General features: G+C 71.3%; 15 protein-coding genes. 5 read left to right on the forward strand and 10 right to left on the reverse strand.

The genetic code is table 11. The features are described 5' to 3' along the window. Position 1: 1 nt before the first annotated feature. From DV20_RS16155 to DV20_RS16165, 3 genes are read right to left on the reverse strand one after another with little or no spacing between them, the layout of a single operon-like run. A complete protein-coding gene (locus tag DV20_RS16155; RefSeq protein WP_043780876.1) occupies positions 2-967 on the reverse strand; it encodes a class I SAM-dependent methyltransferase in 966 nt (321 codons plus the stop codon). Positions 968-971: 4 nt separating this feature from the next. Then, complete coding sequence (locus DV20_RS16160) at positions 972-1,751, reverse strand: enoyl-CoA hydratase/isomerase family protein (protein ID WP_043780877.1); 780 nt, start codon at positions 1,749-1,751, stop codon at positions 972-974. Positions 1,752-1,805: 54 nt separating this feature from the next. Beyond that, positions 1,806-2,627: an ABC transporter ATP-binding protein gene (locus DV20_RS16165; protein ID WP_043780879.1), complete on the reverse strand. Its 822-nt coding sequence runs from the start codon at positions 2,625-2,627 to the stop codon at positions 1,806-1,808. A 316-nt stretch (positions 2,628-2,943) separates the two neighbouring features. On the opposite strand from DV20_RS16165, the gene DV20_RS16175 reads away from it, so the two are divergent. Both DV20_RS16175 and DV20_RS16180 read left to right on the forward strand, forming a co-directional pair. Next, complete coding sequence (locus DV20_RS16175) at positions 2,944-3,489, forward strand: cysteine dioxygenase (RefSeq protein ID WP_043780882.1); 546 nt, start codon at positions 2,944-2,946, stop codon at positions 3,487-3,489. Next, positions 3,486-3,881 carry a rhodanese-like domain-containing protein gene (locus tag DV20_RS16180; RefSeq protein ID WP_043780884.1) on the forward strand — a complete coding sequence of 132 codons (396 nt, stop codon included), beginning with the start codon at positions 3,486-3,488 and terminating at the stop codon, positions 3,879-3,881. Before DV20_RS16175 ends, DV20_RS16180 begins: the two co-directional genes overlap by 4 nt. 40 nt (positions 3,882-3,921) lie before the next feature. Here DV20_RS16180 and DV20_RS16185 read toward each other — a convergent pair whose 3' ends face one another. Next, positions 3,922-4,911, reverse strand: a complete 990-nt coding sequence (locus tag DV20_RS16185) for an LLM class F420-dependent oxidoreductase (RefSeq protein WP_043780886.1) — start codon at positions 4,909-4,911, stop codon at positions 3,922-3,924. A 64-nt stretch (positions 4,912-4,975) separates the two neighbouring features. Continuing rightward, positions 4,976-7,504, reverse strand: a complete 2,529-nt coding sequence (glgP, locus tag DV20_RS16190; protein WP_043780889.1) for an alpha-glucan family phosphorylase — start codon at positions 7,502-7,504, stop codon at positions 4,976-4,978. A gap of 132 nt (positions 7,505-7,636) precedes the next feature. Between glgP and DV20_RS16195 the strand changes: the two genes are divergently transcribed. Continuing rightward, positions 7,637-9,073: a neutral zinc metallopeptidase gene (locus DV20_RS16195; RefSeq protein ID WP_043780892.1), complete on the forward strand. Its 1,437-nt coding sequence runs from the start codon at positions 7,637-7,639 to the stop codon at positions 9,071-9,073. A gap of 53 nt (positions 9,074-9,126) precedes the next feature. On the opposite strand, the gene DV20_RS16200 is transcribed toward DV20_RS16195, so the two are convergent. Then, positions 9,127-10,101, reverse strand: a complete 975-nt coding sequence (locus DV20_RS16200) for a tetratricopeptide repeat protein (protein ID WP_043780894.1) — start codon at positions 10,099-10,101, stop codon at positions 9,127-9,129. A 90-nt stretch (positions 10,102-10,191) separates the two neighbouring features. Here DV20_RS16200 and DV20_RS16205 point away from each other — a divergent pair, with 90 nt between their 5' ends. Further along, positions 10,192-10,599 carry a hypothetical protein gene (locus DV20_RS16205; protein ID WP_084093500.1) on the forward strand — a complete coding sequence of 136 codons (408 nt, stop codon included), beginning with the start codon at positions 10,192-10,194 and terminating at the stop codon, positions 10,597-10,599. 39 nt (positions 10,600-10,638) lie between these two features. On the opposite strand, the gene DV20_RS16210 is transcribed toward DV20_RS16205, so the two are convergent. Beyond that, a complete protein-coding gene (locus DV20_RS16210) occupies positions 10,639-10,944 on the reverse strand; it encodes a thiamine-binding protein (protein ID WP_043780896.1) in 306 nt (101 codons plus the stop codon). Positions 10,945-11,023: 79 nt separating this feature from the next. Between DV20_RS16210 and DV20_RS16215 the strand changes: the two genes are divergently transcribed. Then, on the forward strand, positions 11,024-11,524 hold the full coding sequence (locus DV20_RS16215; RefSeq protein ID WP_043780897.1) for a MarR family winged helix-turn-helix transcriptional regulator: 501 nt from the start codon (positions 11,024-11,026) through the stop codon (positions 11,522-11,524). Between the two features lie 49 nt (positions 11,525-11,573). Here the strand turns inward: DV20_RS16215 and DV20_RS16220 are convergent, their stop codons facing one another. The 3 genes from DV20_RS16220 to DV20_RS16230 all read right to left on the reverse strand — a co-directional run bounded on the left by DV20_RS16220 (position 11,574) and on the right by DV20_RS16230 (position 17,863). Then, positions 11,574-11,939 (reverse strand): DUF3817 domain-containing protein, encoded by a 366-nt coding sequence (locus DV20_RS16220; protein WP_043780900.1) that lies wholly within the window; start codon positions 11,937-11,939, stop codon positions 11,574-11,576. 244 nt (positions 11,940-12,183) lie between these two features. Continuing rightward, positions 12,184-14,571: a GH92 family glycosyl hydrolase gene (locus DV20_RS16225; protein WP_043780902.1), complete on the reverse strand. Its 2,388-nt coding sequence runs from the start codon at positions 14,569-14,571 to the stop codon at positions 12,184-12,186. 67 nt (positions 14,572-14,638) lie between these two features. After that, positions 14,639-17,863 carry a GH92 family glycosyl hydrolase gene (locus tag DV20_RS16230; protein WP_084093510.1) on the reverse strand — a complete coding sequence of 1,075 codons (3,225 nt, stop codon included), beginning with the start codon at positions 17,861-17,863 and terminating at the stop codon, positions 14,639-14,641. Between the last annotated feature and the right edge of the window lie 140 nt (positions 17,864-18,003).

Below are 18,003 nucleotides of genomic sequence, written 5' to 3' on the forward strand. Positions count from 1 at the left end.
CTCAGGACGGCCGCTTGGTCCCGGTGATCATGACGTTGTAGAACAGCTCCCGCGGCAGGATCTTCGCCAGCACCTTCTTGTCCACGGCGGACAGCCGCAGCCACAGGTGGTAGGCGAACATCCGCCAGCGCACGGTCAGCTTCTCCGGCGGCACCGCGGCCTCGAACGTCCGGATCGGCCAGCCGGCCAGCGCGGCGGCGAACTCCTCGGTGACCGCGCGGACGTCCTGGGCGCCTGCCCCGCGGGCCCACGACTCCAGCTCCGACGGGTCGAAGGTGTGGATGTCGACCACGGCCTCCAACGCGGCGGCGCGCGAGGACTCGTCGAGTTCGGACTGCGGACGCCGCCAGCCGCGCAGCGCGGGCAGCTTCGTCACGCGGGTCGTCAGGAACCAGGTGAACTGGCCGAGCTTGCGGGCGTAGAAGTCGCCGACCTTGGTCGGCTCGCCGGCGAAGACGAACCGGCCGCCCGGCTTGAGCACGCGCAGCACCTCGCGGAACGCCGCCTGGACGTCCGGGATGTGGTGCAGCACCGCGTGCCCGACCACCAGGTCGAACGTGTTGTCGTCGTACGGGATGCGCTCGGCGTCGGCGACCCGGCCGTCGACGTCGAGGCCGAGCTTCTCGGCGTTGCGCAGCGCGACCTGGACCATGCCGGGCGAGAGGTCGGTGACCGACCCCTTCTTGGCGACACCGCCCTGCATGAGGTTCAGCAGGAAGAAGCCGGTGCCGCTGCCCAGCTCCATCGCGTGCTGGTAGGGCTGGCCGTCCTCGCCCGCGACGGCGTTGAACACGTCGGTGGCGTAGGAGATGCAGCGCTCGTCGTACGAGATCGACCACTTCTCGTCGTAGGTGCCGGCTTCCCAGTCGTGGTACAGCACGTTCGCCAGCTTGGGGTCGGCGTAGGCGGCCTGGACCTCTTCGGCGGTGGCGTGCGGGTTCGGCGCCGGGTCGTTCACGTCGGTCAAGGCGTCATTTCCCTTCGAAAGAGGCCTTGCCGGGCCCGTTTTCGATGAACGACTTCATGCCGTTCTGCTGGTCTTGGGTCGCCCAGAGGGCGGCGAACAGGTGCGATTCGAGCTTGAGCGCGTTCGGAAGGTCCATGTCGAGACCGCCGTCGATGGCCGCCTTCGCCGCGCGCAGCGCCACGGCCGGACCGTTCGCGAACTGCGCGGCCCACTTGTGCGCCGCCGCGTAGACGTCGTCCGGGGCGACGACCTGGTCGACGATCCCCAGCGCCAGTGCCTCTTCGGCCTTCACGAACCGTCCGGTGTAGACGATGTCCTTGGTCTTGCTCGGGCCGATCAGCCGGGCCAGGCGCTGGGTGCCGCCCGCGCCGGGGATGACGCCGAGCTGGATCTCGGGCTGGCCGACCTTGACGTTGTCGCCGGCGACCCGCCAGTCGGCGGTCAGGGCGAGTTCGAGGCCGCCGCCGAGGGCGTAGCCGGTGATGGCCGCGACGACCGGCTTCGGGATGTTCGCGACGGCGGCGAGGGTGCCGGTCAGGGTGGCGCCGAACTTGGCGATCTCCGGGTACGTGCGGGTGGCCATCTCCTTGATGTCCGCGCCGCCGGCGAAGGTCTTCTCACCGCCGTAGAGGATCACCGCGCGGACGTCGTCGCGCTCGGCCGCCTCCTTGGCCAGCTCGGCGAGCTCGGCGGTGACCTGGGCGTTCAGGGCGTTGACCGGCGGCCGGTCGAGCCGGATCGTGCCGACCCCGTCCTTGACCTCCAGGGTTACGAACTCTCCCACGCCCATCCTCCTCGTTGACGATCTGCCAGCACGCTACCGGTCGGTAGGGACAGCCTAGCGACGGCGAGCGAAGAAGCGATCCCCGGAACGCTCCAGTACGAGGTCCTGGTCGAACGTCTTCGACAGGTTTTCGCTGGTGATGACGTCGTCGACCAGGCCGGACACCACCGCGTGGCCGTCGCGCAGCAGCAGCGCGTGGGTGAACCCGGGCGGGATCTCCTCGACGTGGTGGGTGACCAGGACCAGGGCCGGCGCGTCGGGGTCCATCGCCAGCCCGGACAGCCGGGCCACCAGGTCTTCGCGGCCGCCCAGGTCGAGCCCCGCGGCCGGCTCGTCGAGCAGCAGCAGCTCCGGGTCGGTCATCAGCGACCGGGCGATCAGCGCGCGCTTGCGCTCGCCCTCGGACAGCGTGCCGAAGGTGCGCTCGGCCAGGTGCCCGATCCCCATCGCTTCGAGCAGCTCGGTCGCACGCGCGGTGTCGAGGGTGTCGTAGGCCTCACGCCACCGGCCGAGCACCGCGTAGCCGGCGCTGACGACGACGTCCTTGACCAGCTCGTCGCCCGGCACGCGCTGGGCGATGGCGGCCGAGGTGAAGCCGATGCGGGGGCGCAGGTCGAAGATGTTGACCCGGCCGATGCGCTCGCCGAGCAGGTCGACCTCGCCGGTGGTCGGGTGCAGCTCGGCCGCGGCGAGGCGCAGCAGGGTGGTCTTGCCCGCGCCGTTCGGGCCGAGCACCACCCAGCGCTCGTCCAGTTCCACGGTCCAGTCGAGGCCGGCGAGGAGGTCGTTGGTCCCCCGGCGGACGCCGACACCGGCCATCCGGACCACGAGGTCGTCAAGTTCGCTGGGCTGGATCGGGTCGCTCACGAGGCCCATTCTGTCTGCCGTCGCGCGCGCGTGCGCACCCGCCCGGGTGAGATGGTGAACACGCAGGTCGGCGTGTGTTCCACGACATGGAACGCCGCGACCCGGGAGCCCGCGGTGTGGCACCATCCGAGCATGTCCGCCGACGCGCCCGTGATCCCGGTGACCCGGGGCTCGTTCTGGCGCCGTCGCACCATCGACCTGCTCCTCGTCGCTTCGGCCGGGTGTACCCGGGCGCGGCTCCGCTGATCCCTCGCGTCCTCGGCGACGCGTGCGGTGCCGCGCTGCCCCCGCGTCCCGATCACTTCGCGTCCGAGGAGCACCCGCGTTGACCACGTCCCTGGTTCGTCCGCCCGTCGAAATCCACCCGCAGCTGACCGACCCGCTGCTGCCCGGGCTGCTGCACCCGTCGCGGCTGCTCTGGACGCCGCGCGAGCTCGCCGGCCTGACCGCCACCGTCACCACCGAACTGGCCGCGGGCCTGCGCGGCATCCTGCGGTTCGACGAAGACCGCCGCTGGTGGGCGCGGCTGGCGCTGACCGACGGCGTCGAGCTGTGGCTGCTGTCGTGGCTGCCCGGCCAGCACACGAAGCCGCACGACCACGGCGGTGCGTCCGGGTCGTTCACCGTCCTGCAGGGCGAGCTGGGCGAGGAGTACCGCTACCCCGGCGGCCCGATCCGGCGCCGGACGCACGTCGCCGGCCAGGGCCTCGGCTTCGGCGCCGGCCGCGCCCACCAGGTGACCGGCCTCGGTGACCAGCCCGCGGCGAGCGTCCACGCGTATTCGCCGCCGCTGGTGGCGACGCGGGAGTACGCCTCGCTCGCGGACGTCCCGGCGGAAATCCCGCCGCTGCCCGCTATCGTCCGATCATGAGCGCTGTCGATTCACTGCTGGCCTCCGCCCGGTCGGGCCTGGACCGGGTGACGCCGGTCCGGGCCCGCGAACTGCAGGAGGCGGGGGCGCTGCTGGTCGACATCCGGCCGCTGGCGAACCGCGCCGCCGAAGGCGAGATCCCGGGTGCGGTGGTCGTCGAGCGGATCCACCTGGAGTGGCGGCTGGCGCCGGACAGCGACTGGCGGCTGCCTTCGGTGACGCCCGAGACGACGGTGATCGTGGTGTGCAACGAGGGCTACTCGTCGAGCCTGGCCGCGGCCGACCTGCAGCGGCTGGGCCTGCCCGGCGCGACCGACCTCGAAGGCGGGTTCCGCGCGTGGGCTGCCGCCGGCCTGCCCGTGCAGGCCGGCGGCAGCCCCGCGGTGCCTTAGCAGCCCCCGTTTTCCACGCTACCGGAGGGGACCGACAGTTCTAGCCGGCCAGCGCCGGGGCGATCCGCTCGGTGAACAAGTCGATGCCCGAACGGTCGTAGGCGGCTTCCGGGAAGTTGAGGATCGCGTACGCCATGCCGCGCTTGCCCAGCGCGGCCAGGTGCTCGGCGACCTGCTCCGGCGTGCCGACCGTCGGGCCGCTCGCGAAGGTGGCGACCGCCCGCTCGGCGTCCTGCGCCGGGACGTACTTCTCGTAGTGCGCCTTCAGCCAAGCCACCTTCTCCTGGACGTCGCTCTCGGTTTCGCCGAGGACGACGCTCAGGTTGCCCGAGCGCACGATCGCGTCGAAGTCCGTGCCGACGTCCTTGCAGTGCGCCGCGAGGATCTCCGACTTCCGGGTGAACGTCTCCGGCTCCGGGTAGAAGTTCGTGTACCGCGCGTACTTCGCGGCGATCCGGAGCGTCTTCTTCTCGCCGCCGCCGGCGATCCACAGCGGGATGCCGCCCTCCTGCGGCGGCAGCGGCCGGAGGATCGCCCCGTCCGTCCGGTAGTGCTTGCCATCCAATGTGGACGTCCCGGTCGTCCAGAGGTCACGCATGATTTGGACACCTTCGTCGAGCTGGCCGAGCCGCTCGCCGGCGGACGGGAAGCCGTAGCCGTAGGCCCGCCACTCGTGCTCGTACCAGCCGGCGCCGATCCCCATCTCGACCCGGCCGCCGGAGATGAGGTCGGCGGTCGCGGCGACCTTCGCCAGGTAGGCGGGGTTGCGGTAGCCCATGCAGGTGCACATCTGCCCGAGCCGGACGGTCTCCGTCGCGGCGGCGAACGCCGAGATCAGCGACCACGCCTCGTGCGTGGCCTCCTCGGTCGGGACCGGCACGGTGTGGAAGTGGTCGTAGACCCAGATCGATTCGAAGGGGCCCGCCTCCGCGTGTTTCGCGAGGCCGAGCATGGTCTTCCAGTGGTCCGCGGGGTCGATACCGGCCAGGTCCAGCCGCCAGCCCTGCGGGACGAACATTCCGAAGCGCATGCCTACAACTTAGCTTCGCTCAGCGTTGGGCGCGGCGTGATTTCCCGGCTGGAGCAGCTCCAGGTCAGGCCAGGACGACCCGCGCCAGCTCCGCCGGGGTCGCCAGCAGGCCGTGCTTCGGCAGCACCCGGACCGTGTACCCGATCGACCCCGGCCGCGGCAGCTTCACGCGGGCGGCGAACGCCCCGATGCCGTCGGCGGTCATCGGGACCGTCACCGGATCGCGGAGCTCGTCGTCGTCGGCCACGTGGCCGACCACCGCCTGGATGTCCACTTCGGACGGGTCGAGGCCGGCCAGGTCGATGCGGGCCCGGATGGTCACCTCGGTGCCCACCACCAGCGGCTCGGTCGCCTCCACCAGCAGCTCCGAGTCGAAGATCCGCAGCCGCGGCCAGGACACCTCGAGCTTCGTGCGGTAGTCCGCCAGCGACAGGGCGCCGCGGTAGCCGTCGCCCGTCGCGGCCGCCACCGTGCGGGCCGCCGGCAGGTAGCCGTTGTCGACGTACTCGCGGACCATCCGGGACGCCTGGACCCGCGGGCCGAGCGTCTCCAGCGTGTGCCACACCATCGACAGCCAGCCGGTGGGCACGCCGTCGTCCGAGCGGTCGTAGAACAGCGGCGCGATCTGCTGGCCGAGCAGCTCGTACAGCGCCGCCGCCTCGAGGTCGTCGCGGCGCAGGGGATCCGCGACGCCGTCCGCGGTCGGGATCGCCCAGCCGTTGCTGCCGTCGTAGCACTCGTCCCACCAGCCGTCGCGGATCGACAGGTTGAGCCCGCCGTTCAGCGCCGACTTCATCCCCGACGTCCCGCACGCCTCCAGGGGCCGCACCGGGTTGTTCAGCCAGACGTCGCAGCCGCGGTACAGGTACCGGGCCATCGACATGCCGTAGTCGGGCAGGAAGACGATCCGGTGCCGGACGTCCGCGCCGTCGACGAACCGGACGATCTGCTGGATCAGCTGCTTGCCGTTCTCGTCGGCCGGGTGCGACTTGCCGGCCACGACGACCTGGATCGGCCGCTCCTCGTGCAGCAGCAGCGCGCGCAGCCGCTCGGGGTCGCGCAGCATCAGCGTCAGCCGCTTGTACGTCGGGACGCGGCGGGCGAACCCGACCGTGAGCACGTCGGGGTCGAACACCGAGTCCACCCAGCCCAGCTCCAGCGGCGACGCGCCCCGCTGCAGCCACGCGGCCCGCACCCGGCGCCGCACCTCGTGCACCAGCTTCTCGCGCAGGTCACGACGCAGGCCCCACAGCTGGGCGTCGGAAACGCCGTCGCGCAGCGGCCCCTCGCCGACGTCGAGCCCCCACTCCCGGCCGAGCAGCGTGCTCAGCTCGCGCGCCACCCACGTCGGGCCGTGGACGCCGTTGGTCACCGACGAGATCGGCACCTCGTCGTGGTCGAACCCGGGCCACAGCCGGGAGAACATCTTGCGCGTGACCCGCCCGTGCAGCTGCGAGACACCGTTCGCGCGCTGCGCCAGCCGCAGGCCCATGTGCGCCATGTTGAACAGGCCGGGGTTGTCCTCGGCGCCGAGCGCGAGCACGCGGCGCGGGTCGATGTCGGGCACCAGCCGTCCGTCGGCGAAGTAGCGCTGCACCAGGTCGACCGGGAACCGGTCGATGCCCGCGCTGACCGGGGTGTGCGTGGTGAACAGCGTCCCGGCGCGGACCGCCGGCAGGGCCTCGTCGAAGGAGAGGCCGTCGGCCTGGACGATCTCGCGGGCGCGCTCCAGCCCCAGGAATCCCGCGTGTCCCTCGTTCGTGTGGAACACCATCGGCTGCGGGTGCCCCGTCAGCTCGCAGTACTTCCGCACCGCGCGGAACCCGCCGATGCCGGCCAGGATCTCCTGCCGCAGCCGGTGGTCGGCGTCGCCGCCGTAGAGCCGGTCGGTGACGCCGCGCAGGTCCTCGTCGTTCGCCTCGGTGTCGGTGTCGAGCAGCAGCAGCGGCACGCGGCCGACGCGCGCCTGCCAGATCTGCGCGCACAGCTCGCGCCCGCCCGGCATGGCGACGCCGATCAGCACCGGCCGCCCGCCCGCGGTCAGCAGCTCCAGCGGGAACGCGTTCGGGTCGATCACCGGGTAGTGCTCGACCTGCCAGCCGTCGAGCGACAGCGACTGCCGGAAGTAGCCGTTGCGGTAGAGCAGCCCGACGCCGACCATCGGCACGCCCAGGTCGGACGCGGCCTTGAGGTGGTCGCCGGCCAGCACGCCGAGGCCGCCGGAGTAGTTCGGCAGCGCTTCGGTGACGCCGAACTCCATCGAGAAGTAGGCGACCGCGGACGGCAGGTCCTCGTCTTCGCGGCGCTGGTACCAGCGCGGCTCCGACAGGTACTGCTCCAGGTCTTCGGCCGCGGCCCGGGCGCGCGCGAGGAAGTCGTCGTCGACGGCGAGCTCGTCGAGCCGGGCCGGCGGCAGCGCGGTGAGCATCCGCAGCGGGTCGCGCACGGCGTTGAAGAGCTCGGCGTCCATCGACGCGAACAGGTCGCGGGTCGGCGGGTGCCAGGTCCAGCGCAGGTTGGTGGCCAGCGCGCCGAGGCCCGACAGTGAATCCGGGAGGCTGGCGCGGACGGTGAACCGGCGGACTGCACGCATGGGAAGCGACGATATCGGGCCGTGGGCCGCGCTGCGCAGGGAGGAGTTCGGGGATTACGTGCACGCTCCGCGTATGCCCTGGGTATGGTCCTGCCCGTCGGGTACCGGGGCACGAGAGCGAGTGGAACAGAGATGATCCCAGGGGGAGGACGGCGGGCGCTGGTCGCGCTGCTGGCCGTCGCGGCGGTCGCCGTGAGCGGGTGCGACAGCAAGGGCGGCGGCACGGGCGGCGGGCCGGTCCAGGACAACGGCGCCGGATCCGTGTCGGGGCTGCCGGTGACGCACTTCGAGAGCGGCCTCAAGCCGGACGCGCCGAAGCCGAAGCTGAACGTCCGCAACGCCGACGGCGGCGAGGACGACAAGCTCGCCACCGCCGCGATCGACGACGTCCAGACGTACTGGGGCGAGATGCTGCCGGCCAACTTCGGCGAGCAGTTCGAACCGGTCAAGTCCCTGCTGTCCTACGACGCGCAGAGCGACACCGAGGAAACCGGCTGCGGCAGCGTGAAGAAGCTCGTGAACGCGTTCTACTGCCCGGTCGACGACTCGGTGGCGTGGGACCGCGGCGTGTTGCTGCCGATGCTGCGCCAGCGGTTCGGCCCGATGTCGGTGGTCGTGGTGCTCGCGCACGAGTTCGGCCACGCCGTCCAGTACCGGCTCGGCGACAAGGCGGGGATCGCGAAGAACACCCCGACCGTGGTCAAGGAGCAGCAGGCCGACTGCTTCGCCGGCGGCTACTTCCGCTGGGTCGCCGAGGACAAGAGCAAGTTCTACCGGGTGTCGACGTCCGAAGGCCTGAACCAGGTGATGGCGTCGATGTTCCTGATCCGCGACCAGGCCGGCACCAGCGCCGCCGACAAGGGCGCGCACGGCACGGCGTTCGACCGCACCTACGCGTTCCAGGCCGGGTTCGAGAAGGGCCCGAAGGAGTGCGCGGGGATGAACACCGAGAACGTCAAGGCCCGGCTCACCGAGCGCCCGTTCGACAAGGGTGACAAGGGCAAGGGCGACGCGAAGTTCAACGCCCAGACCGTCGCGCTGCTGAAGAAGAGCCTCGACGAGGCGTTCAAGGGCGCCGGGGTCGCCGCGCCGGAGATCACCGACGGCGGCAGCTGCCAGACCACGCCGCCGGCGTCGTACTGCCCGGACGACAACACCGTCAGCATCGACATGGCCAAGCTGGCCCAGCTCGCCCAGCCGATCGACCGCCAGGCCGAGATGCAGGGCGAGGACCCGGGCGGCATGGGTGACTTCGCGGCGTTCTCGGAGGTCGCGGCGCGGTACGCGCTCGGCATCCAGAAGGGCGTCGGCGCGTCGATCGACAACGCGAACGCGGGCCTGCGCACGGCGTGCCTGGTGGGGGCGTGGGCGGCGTTCACCAACCGCCCGGGTGACCTGCGGCTGTCGGCGGGCGACCTCGACGAGGCCATCGCGGACCTGCTGCAGCCGGAGAGCCTGGTCTCGGCGGACGTCAAGGGCAAGCGCCCGGACAGCGGTTTCGACCGGGTCGAGGCGCTGCGCAAGGGCTACCTCGAGGGCTCGTCGGTCTGCTCGAAGTCGTACGCCTGAGCACGGCACGCGAAAGGGGCCCCCACCGCGGTGGGGGCCCCTTTTCCGTGGGCTCAGAAGAGGGCGCTCGCCAGGTCGCGGCGGGCCTTCATGACGCGGTCGTCGGCCGGGTCGAACAGGTCGAACAGGGCCACCAGGTGCTCGCGGACCCGGTTGCGATCCTCGCCCGCCGTGCGGCGGACGGTGTCGACCAGGCGCTTGAAGCCCGCCTCGACCTCGTTCGCCGCGATCTCGAGGTCGGCCGCGTCGAGCTGGGCCGCCAGGTCCGACGGGTCCGCGTCCGCCTTGGCGCGGGCCTCCGGGTCGGCGTTCTCGGCGCGGGCGGTGAACTTGACCTGGGCCAGGGCGTTCTTCGCCAGTTCGTTCGCCGGTTCGACGTCGAGGATGCGCTCGTAGGCGGCCTGCGCGGCGGCGAAGTCGCCCCGCTCGAAGGCCTCTTCCGCCTCGGTGAAGCGCGGGTCCTCCGGCTCCTCGACCGGGCCGCCTGCCGCCTCGGCGTCGCGGATGCCCGGCAGCTTGTCGCGCAGGGCGTCCAGGAGCGCGTTGATCCACTTGCGGATCTCGGGCTCGGGCAGCGCGCCCGAGAACGCGTCGACCGGCTGGCCGCCGGCGATGGCGACGATCGTCGGGATGGACTGCGCGCCGAACAGCTGCGCGATCCGCGGGTTGGCGTCGACGTCGACCTTCGCCACGACCCACGCGCCGCCGGACTCGGCGGCCATCCGCTCCAGGACTGGCGACAGCTGCTTGCACGGGCCGCACCACTCGGCCCACAGGTCGACGACCACGAGCTGGCGCAGGGACCGCTCCACGACCTCGGCCTGGAAGGTGGCCTCGGTGACATCGATCACGGCGCCGCCCGACGCGGGCCGCGGCGGGCCGTCGCCGCCACCGGACGGGCCGGCGGGCGGGGCCGGTTGCCGTTGCGCCGCTTCGGCACGGGCCTTGAGCGCGGACAAGTCGACCGCGCCGGACAGGGCGGCGGACAGGGCCGCTGACTTCGCTGCAGATCCGCGTGGTTGTGTCACGCTTCCATCCTGGCACGCGCACCGGAGGAGTTTCACCGGTGCCCGGCCCGTCCGCTTGGCAGGACGGCACCGCTGGGGCAGGCTCGGCCGGTGCACATCCGGCGTGACGTGAAGGTGGGCTTGTCGGTGGCGGCCGCCGTCGTCTGGATCGGCGCGGTGACGCTGCTCATCGTGCGCGAACCGGACCCGGGCGCGGCCTCGCCCGCCGAACTGCGCGACCGGCTCACCGCCGCCCTCGCCGGGCACGACGCCGACGCCTTCGCCGGCCTCCTCGACTACCCCGGCTCGGGCGGCGACGACTTCGCCAAGGACTACGTGTCGGTGCTCGCCGGCCGCGGGGTGCACGACGTGCGCGTCGAGCTGGGGCCGGACGCCGGCGCCCCGACGAGGGCGACGGTCTCGGGCGCGCTCGGCGACGGGAAGCCGTTCAGCTACCCGCTGACGGTGACGAGCGAAGACGGCCGGTGGACGGTCGCCTTCACCCCGCCCCTCCCCTGACCGCGGTCGTGAGTGGCGGGCGCCAACCCGCCTTGCCATTCACGAGCCGTCGCGGAGGTGCGCCTCGACGCGGTCCACCTTGGCTTCGAGCTGGCCGGAGAAGCCCGGCCGGATGTCCGCCTTCAGGACCAGGCCGACGCGGGCCGAGCCTTCGCCCGCGGCCTCGACCGCGCGCTTCACGACGGCCATGACCTCGTCCCACTCGCCTTCGATGTTCGTGAACATCGCGTTGGTCGAGTTGGGCAGGCCGGACTCGCGGACCACCTTCACCGCGCGGGCCACGGCTTCGCTCACCCCGCCGTCGGGGTCCCCGCCGGACGGGCTGACGCTGAACGCGACGATCATGCTCGGAAGTCCCTTCTTCGGTGGTCATTTCCGCCAGTCGTGCGACACCCGCCGGTACCCGCTGGTAACTTCGCGTGTCATGAACCGTCCGCTGCCGTTCGACCCGATCGCCCGCGCGGCCCGGATCTGGGAGGACCGCATCGGGCCCTCCGGGACCATGGCCGCGGTGACCGGGGTGATGCGGGTCCAGCAGATCATCCAGTCCGCGGTGGACGGCGCGCTCAAGCCGCACGGCTTGACCTTCGCCCGGTACGAAGCACTGGTGCTGCTCACCTTCGCCCGCAGCGCCAGCCTGCCGATGCGGGTGATGGGCGAGCGGCTCCAGCTGCACCCCACCAGTGTCACCAACATAGTGGACCGGCTGGAGCGCGACGGGCTCGTGAAGCGGGTCCCGCACCCGACCGACCGCCGCACGACGCTGGTGGAGATCACCGCCGAGGGCCGGGCACGCCGCGAGGCCGCGACCGAAGCCGTCACCGCCATCGACTTCGGGCTGAACGGGCTGACCGAGCGGCAGACCGAGCAGCTGACGGACCTGCTGACCAAGGTGCGCCGCGCCGCGGGGGACTTCAGCGAGTAGCGGAAAGGGCCCGCACCGGTGGGTGCGGGCCCTTTCTCACGTGCCGGGATCAGGCGGCGACGGTTTCCTTCGCCTGGAACAGGGCGACACCGCCGTGGGACAGCCGCTGCGGGCCGTCGAGCTTGCCGTTGCGCAGCGCCCACTTCTCGAACAGCCAGGTGAACAGCGGCGGGATGCTGGCCAGCAGGGCGAGGACCAGGGTCTTCGGGCGCCAGCCGAGCGGCTTCGCCACGGACAGGGAGATCACCACGTAGAGGACGAAGACCACGCCGTGCACCATGCCGAGGACGGGCACGCCGCCCTCGCCGGAGGAGTGGACGACGTACTTGAGGAACATCCCGACCAGCAGCCCGGCCCAGGAGAGGGCTTCGGCTACCGCGGCCACGCGGAACGTATAAGCGGCCTTGCTGGACACTTCTTCCTCCTGTGGGGTCTCACCACGTTGGTACTGGCACACGCTGTGCTGGCACAAAAGAACGCCCGGCACACCGTCCAAGGCGGACTTGCCTTGTACGTCAACGGCGATGTCGGACGTGGTGATACCCAGTGTGAGGCGTGACGGCCCTCACGGGAACACCGGGGGCCGTGACGGTGCTCACGGCCGTGGTCCACTGTGGTCTGAACCACGGCCGTGAGCGGGCGGGGCCTGCTCCCCGCGGCTACTCCCCGCAGGGCGAAGCCGGGGCGGACGCGGGTGACGTCCCCCACTTCGCCGCCGCGTCGGCGGTGAGCCCGAAGTCCAGCGTCGCACCGCGTTTCAGCTGGTCCACGCCGACGTAGACGCGGTCACTGGGCTTCGCGTCCACCCGGAGGGACGACACGTACTGCAGCTTCGAGCCGTCCGCGCCCGGTGCCTGGATCGTGACGGCGCGCCCGTTCTCGAGGTGCAGGACCGATTTCGCGAAGCGCGGGGCGTTGAGCACGAAGTTCCCAGTCCCTGGGACAGCGGGGTACAGGCCGAGCGCGCTGAAGACGTACCACGCCGACATGGTGCCCAGGTCGTCGTTCCCGGTGACGCCGTTGGGCGCGCCGGTGAACAGCGTGTGCGCCGCCCGCACGACCGTGGACGTCTTCGCCGGCTGCCCGGTGAGCGCGTACATCCACGGTGAGTGCAGGTCCGGCTCGTTGTTCGGGTTGTAGCGGAACTGGTCGTAGTAGTCGTACGGGCCGACGACCCAGTTCTCGCGCACCGCCGTCGCCGGGTTCTTGACGAGTTCGTCGTAGGCGAAGAAGTCGTCGAGGCGCTTGCCGGTGGCCGCCGGGCCGCCCATCCGCCGCACGAGGCCGGGCACGTCCTGCTGTACGAGCCACTGGTACTGCCAGGCCGTGCCCTCGTGGAAGCCGTCCTGGCTCTGCGGGCTGTACGGCTTGTCCGCGGGCGAGAACCACGCGCCGCCGAGCACCTTCGGCCGGAAGAAGCCGGTGAAGCCCCGGTCGGTCAGCGATTCGTCCCACAACGTCCGGTAGGTCCGGCCCTTCGCCGCCAGCGCCGCGGCGTCCTCCTTCTTGCCGAGCGCGGCCGCCATGAGCGACAGCGAACAGTCACCGAGCGCGTACTCCAGGGTGGCCGAAGCGCCGTGGTTCGGGTCGGTGTCCTGGCCCTTCTTCGGGAAGTCCGGGTCGTACTGGACGAACCCGTCCTTCTGGTAGCTCGCGTTGCCCGAGCGGCCCTGGAACGGCGACGACGCGGGCGGGATCTCGCGCGAGTTCTGCAGGAGAGCCTGGTAGGCGTGCATCTCTTCGCCCGACAGCGCGCCGAAACGCCAGAGGTCGACCAGGAACGGCGTGACCGGGTCACCGGTCATCGTGTTGGTCTCCTGGCTCGCGTACGCCCACCGCGGCAGCCAGCCGCCCTGGTCGTGGATGGCCAGGATGCTCTTCGCGATGTCCCGCGCCCGGCCCGGCCGCAGCAGCGCCAGGAGCTGGTTCTGCGTGCGGTAGGTGTCCCACAGGGAGAAGAAGTCGTAGTACGTCCAGCCGGCCGCGCGGTGGATCTTCTTGTCGAAGCCGTAGTAGCGGCCGTCGGCGTCGTTCGCCGTCAGCGGCTGCAGCAGCGCGTGGTAGAGCGAGGTGTAGAACACCGTGCGGTCGTCCGGACTGCCGCCCTTGATGTCCACAGAGGACAGCTCACGCCGCCACGTGCGCTGGACGGCGTCCTTCGCCGCGTCGAACGACCGGATGCGCTCGGACGCCAGGTTCACCCGGGCCCCGGCCGCGTCGACCTGCGAAATCGCGGTGGTCGCCGTGACCTGGCCGCTGCCGGGGAAGGTCAGCCACGCGCCGCGCAGGCCCGCGCCGCCTTCGGACGCGCGGGAGCCGGGCGTGCCGCCGGTGGGCGACCAGGTGCCGAACGCCTTGAACGGCTTGTCGAACTTCGTCGTGAAGTACGTCGTGTAGGCCTTGCCGCCGCAGAACGCCTGCGACTCGACGGTGCCCTCGACCGTCCGGTCGTCGACGACGCGGACGCTGCTGCCGGTCACCGGTTCCTTGTCGTTGGCCTGCCCGACGTTGACGAAGACGTTGGCGTCACCCGGCTTCGCGAACGTGTAGCGCTCGACACCCGCCCGCGTCGCCGCCGTGGTCTCGACGTCGACGCCGCCGTAGCCGGTCAGGCGCACCTTGTAGTAGCCGGGCCGGCCGACCTCGCCGTCGTGGGTGAACGGCGCGGCGTACCGCTTCTGGTCGAACGTGTCCGGGCGAGTGGTGTCGAACGCCTTGCCGGGCCCCACCTCCCCGGTCGTCGGCAGGGTCGAGACCAGGCCGCCCTGCTCCCAGCAGCCCGCGCCGGACAGGAAGAAGTGCCCGAAGCCGCGGATCGCGGTATCGGTGTAGCGGTAGCCGGCGTAGTGCGAGGTGATCGGGCTGACCTGCGTCATCCCGAACGGCGCCGAGGCGCCCGGGAAGGTGTTGCCCTCGTCCTGCGTGCCGATGAACGTGTTGACGGCGTCGAGGGCATCCCCGCCGGCCGCCTGGGCCACGACGGGACTCACCCCCGTCGCCACCACGGCGAGCGCGAGGGCGCCCGCCAGGACCTTGCTTTTCACCAGAACTTCCCTCCGGAGAACAGGAAAGGCCGCCCGCGCGGAACGCGGGCGGCCTTTCAGGAACGGATGATCACGCGCCGACGGCGATCGCGAACACGTGCAGGGCGCCGCCGCTGACGTTGGACGGCAGCGTCACGCTCGCCACGGTCTTGCCCGCGGCGAGGGTGACCGGGTTGGTGGCGAACACCATCGTGCGGATCTGCTGCGGGTCGCCGCCCGAGGCGTTGCGGTACGGCGTCGACAGCACGATCCGGTTGCCGAACGCCGGCTGCGCGCCGCCGCCGCCGAGGGTCCAGTCGGAGAACCCGACGGTGGCGGTGGACGTGCTGCCGTCGGTGTAGGTGACGGTCAGCGTGCCCGAAGCGTTGCCGTTGGACGCCGAGCCGAGCAGCGCGAGCCGTCCGGACCCGGTGACGTTCACGGTCTGGCCGCCGGCGATCACGTTGTCCGGGTCCCCGGCCGGGAACGACGGCCAGGTGAACTTCAGCCCGTCACTGGTGACCGTCCCGCCCGGGGCGGCCCCGGCCGCGGCCAGTGCGTCGGCCGAGTAGCTCCAGCCGCCGCCGTCGAAGTTCGCCGCCTCGGGCTTCGCGTCCGGCGAGATGCCGGCGTTGTTCACCGTGGCCAGCCAGCTGTTCGGCTGCGCCACGAGCACCGTCAGCACGGCCTGCGAAGAGGCCACGCCGGGCGCGGAGAACGTCACCGGGATGCGCCGGGCCCCGTCGGCGAGCCCCGCCGGGACGCTCACCGTGAGCTCGGCCTGGGCCTTGCCCCCGGCCGGCACCGCGATGCTGCCGGTCGCCGGGGCCAGCGTGATCCCGTCGACGCTGCCCGCCGAGTACGTCCAGCTCCGGGCGGTGCCGGAGAGGTCCTGGACGCCCACCGAGACCTTCGACGTCGACCCCGCCGGGGTCACCGCCCGCGCCGGGTTCACGAACGACAGGCTCGGCTTCTCCTGGTCCCGGAAGGACGGCGGGGCGTCCGCCGGTGCGCTGCCCCACGCGGTCGGGGTCGCCGACAGCGCGAAGTCGAGGTTGGCGCCGGTGGACACGAGCGCCTCGGGCAGCCACGCCTTGGCCGCGTCCCCGCCGTTCACCTTCAGGCCCGCCACGTAGTCACCGGTGCCCGACGTGGAGACGGTGATCTTCTTGCCCGCGCCGGTGGTCAGCACGGCCTTGCCGAACAGCGGCGTGTTGAGGACGAACTCGGCGCGGCCCGGGATCTCCGGGTAGATACCGAGCGCGGCCCAGACGTACCAGGACGACATCTGGCCGAGGTCGTCGTTGCCGATCAGGCCCTCCGGACGCGGGTTGTAGAGCTCGTTCATCGACCGCCGGACGATCGACTGCGTCTTGGCCGGCGCGCCCGCGTAGGAGTACACCCACGGGGCGTTCGAGTTCGGCTCGTTGCCCATGAACGCGTACGGCTCCTGCGTGCCCGCGTTGAGCTTTGTGAAGAAGGTGTCCAAGCGGGACTGGACCGCGGTGTTGCCGCCGAACGCGGTGACCAGGCCACCGAGGTCGTAGGGCACCATCCAGTCGTACTGGGCGCCGTTGCCCTCGACCCAGCCCTGCGAGCTCGCCGGGTCGTAGGTGCCGGCGAAGGAGCCGTCGGCGTTGCGCGGCTGCAGGTGGCCGGTGCCCGGGTTGTAGAGGTTCTGCCAGTTCTGGGCGCGCTTCATGAACGTCGTGTACGTCGCGCTGTCGCCGAGCCTCTTCGCGAACTGGGCGATGGCGAAGTCCGCGCTGGTGTACTCGAGCGTGTCGGCACCGGCACCCGGGACGTACCCGAGGTTCTGGTAGTCCTCGAGCCCCGGCCGCTCGGTGTAACCCTGGGTCGGCTGGGTGGCGCCCTTGATCATGAGCAGCAACGCCTTCTGGGCGTCGAAGTCCCGCGCGCCGAACGCGTACGCGCTCGAGACGATGATGTGGTACGGGTCGCCGTTCATGACGCCGGTGTAGTCGTTGGCGACCGTCCAGCGGTCCCAGGAGCCGCCCTGCTCGGCGTAGGCCATCATCGACCGGACGATGTCCGAGGTCTCCTTCGGCGCGATCGTCGCCAGCAGCGGGATCTCCGAGCGGTAGATGTCCCAGCCGGAGAAGTTGGTGTACATCGCGTGGCCCTTGTCGGCCGTGTGGATCCGGCCGTCGAAGCCGATGTACTGCCCGTTGACGTCGGAGAACACGTTCGGCTGGATCAGCGAGTGGTAGAGCGAGGTGTAGAACGTCGTCCGGTCGGCGTCCGCGCCGCCGGTGACGGCGATCTTGCCGAGCTGGGTGTTCCACGCCTTGCGCGCGTCCGCCGCCACCGTGTCGAACGACTTGCCGGTGTTCTCGGCCTTGAGGTTGGCCTTCGCGCCGTCGACGGACACAAAGGACAGTCCGACCTGGACGTTCACCTGGGCGCCGTTGAGGTTGGCGAAGGTGACGTACCCGCCGCTGCCCGGGCCGCTGACCGTGGTGTTCTGCGGCGCGGCCTTCGCCGGGCGCGCGATCGAGGCGTCGACGCCGTTGGGCTGCGCGACCTTCGCCTTGGCCCCGCCGGTCTCGGCGGCCTTGTTCGGCGTCACGGCGCCGTTCTTCCAGGTGCCGATCGACGCGAACGGCGTGTCGAACTTGGCCGAGAAGTAGACCCGGTAGCTGTTGCGCGCCCCGCAGAAGCGGCCGCTCGTGGCCCAGCCGCTGATGGTGTCCTTGCCGATGGTGATCGACGCGTCGTCGGTGCCGTTGACCGAGCCGGAGGTGTTGACCAGCAGCGTCGAGGACGCGCCGGCCGGGTAGGTCAGCCGCGCCGAGCCGGTGCGCTGGGTCGCGCTGAGCTCGACCTTCGCGCCGCTGTCGAGGGTGACGTCGTAGGCGCCGGCGGTCGCGTGTTCGTTGGCGTGCGAGAACTTCGACGTGTAGTGGGCCGGGTCGGTCGCCGGGGAAGTCGTCACTTCACCGACATAGGGGATGAACGGGATGTCCTGGTAGGTCGAACAGCCCGCGCCGGAAAGGTGCGTCAGGCTGAAGCCGGTCAGGGCGTTGTCGTCGTAGAAGTAGCCGCCCGGCTGGGACTTCACCGTGTCCGGACTCCACTGCACCATGCCGAACGGCGCGACCGCGCCCGGGAACGTGTTGCCCGCCCCGCCCCCGGTGCCGTGGTCGGCCCCGCCGGGCCGGGTGCCCACGAAGGGGTTGACCCACTTCGCGAAATCCGTCGTCGTAGCCGCCGCGGCGGGCACAGCGGGAGCCACCGCTGCGGTCACCGCCAATGTCAGGAAGGTCAAACCGGCTCTGAAGCGCAATCGCGCCATGGCCATCGCCTCTCACCTCGTCAGCGCGACCGTGTCATGACAACCTTGTCGCGCAGTCGGTCGAACCCGGCCACCTTGGGCAGCGGCTAACCAGACAGTCAAGAGAGCCGTCAAGACCTGTCCGCTTCCGGACAGCGGCA

The sequence above is a fragment of the Amycolatopsis rifamycinica genome (genome assembly GCF_000695625.1).
GTDB lineage: Bacteria > Actinomycetota > Actinomycetes > Mycobacteriales > Pseudonocardiaceae > Amycolatopsis > Amycolatopsis rifamycinica.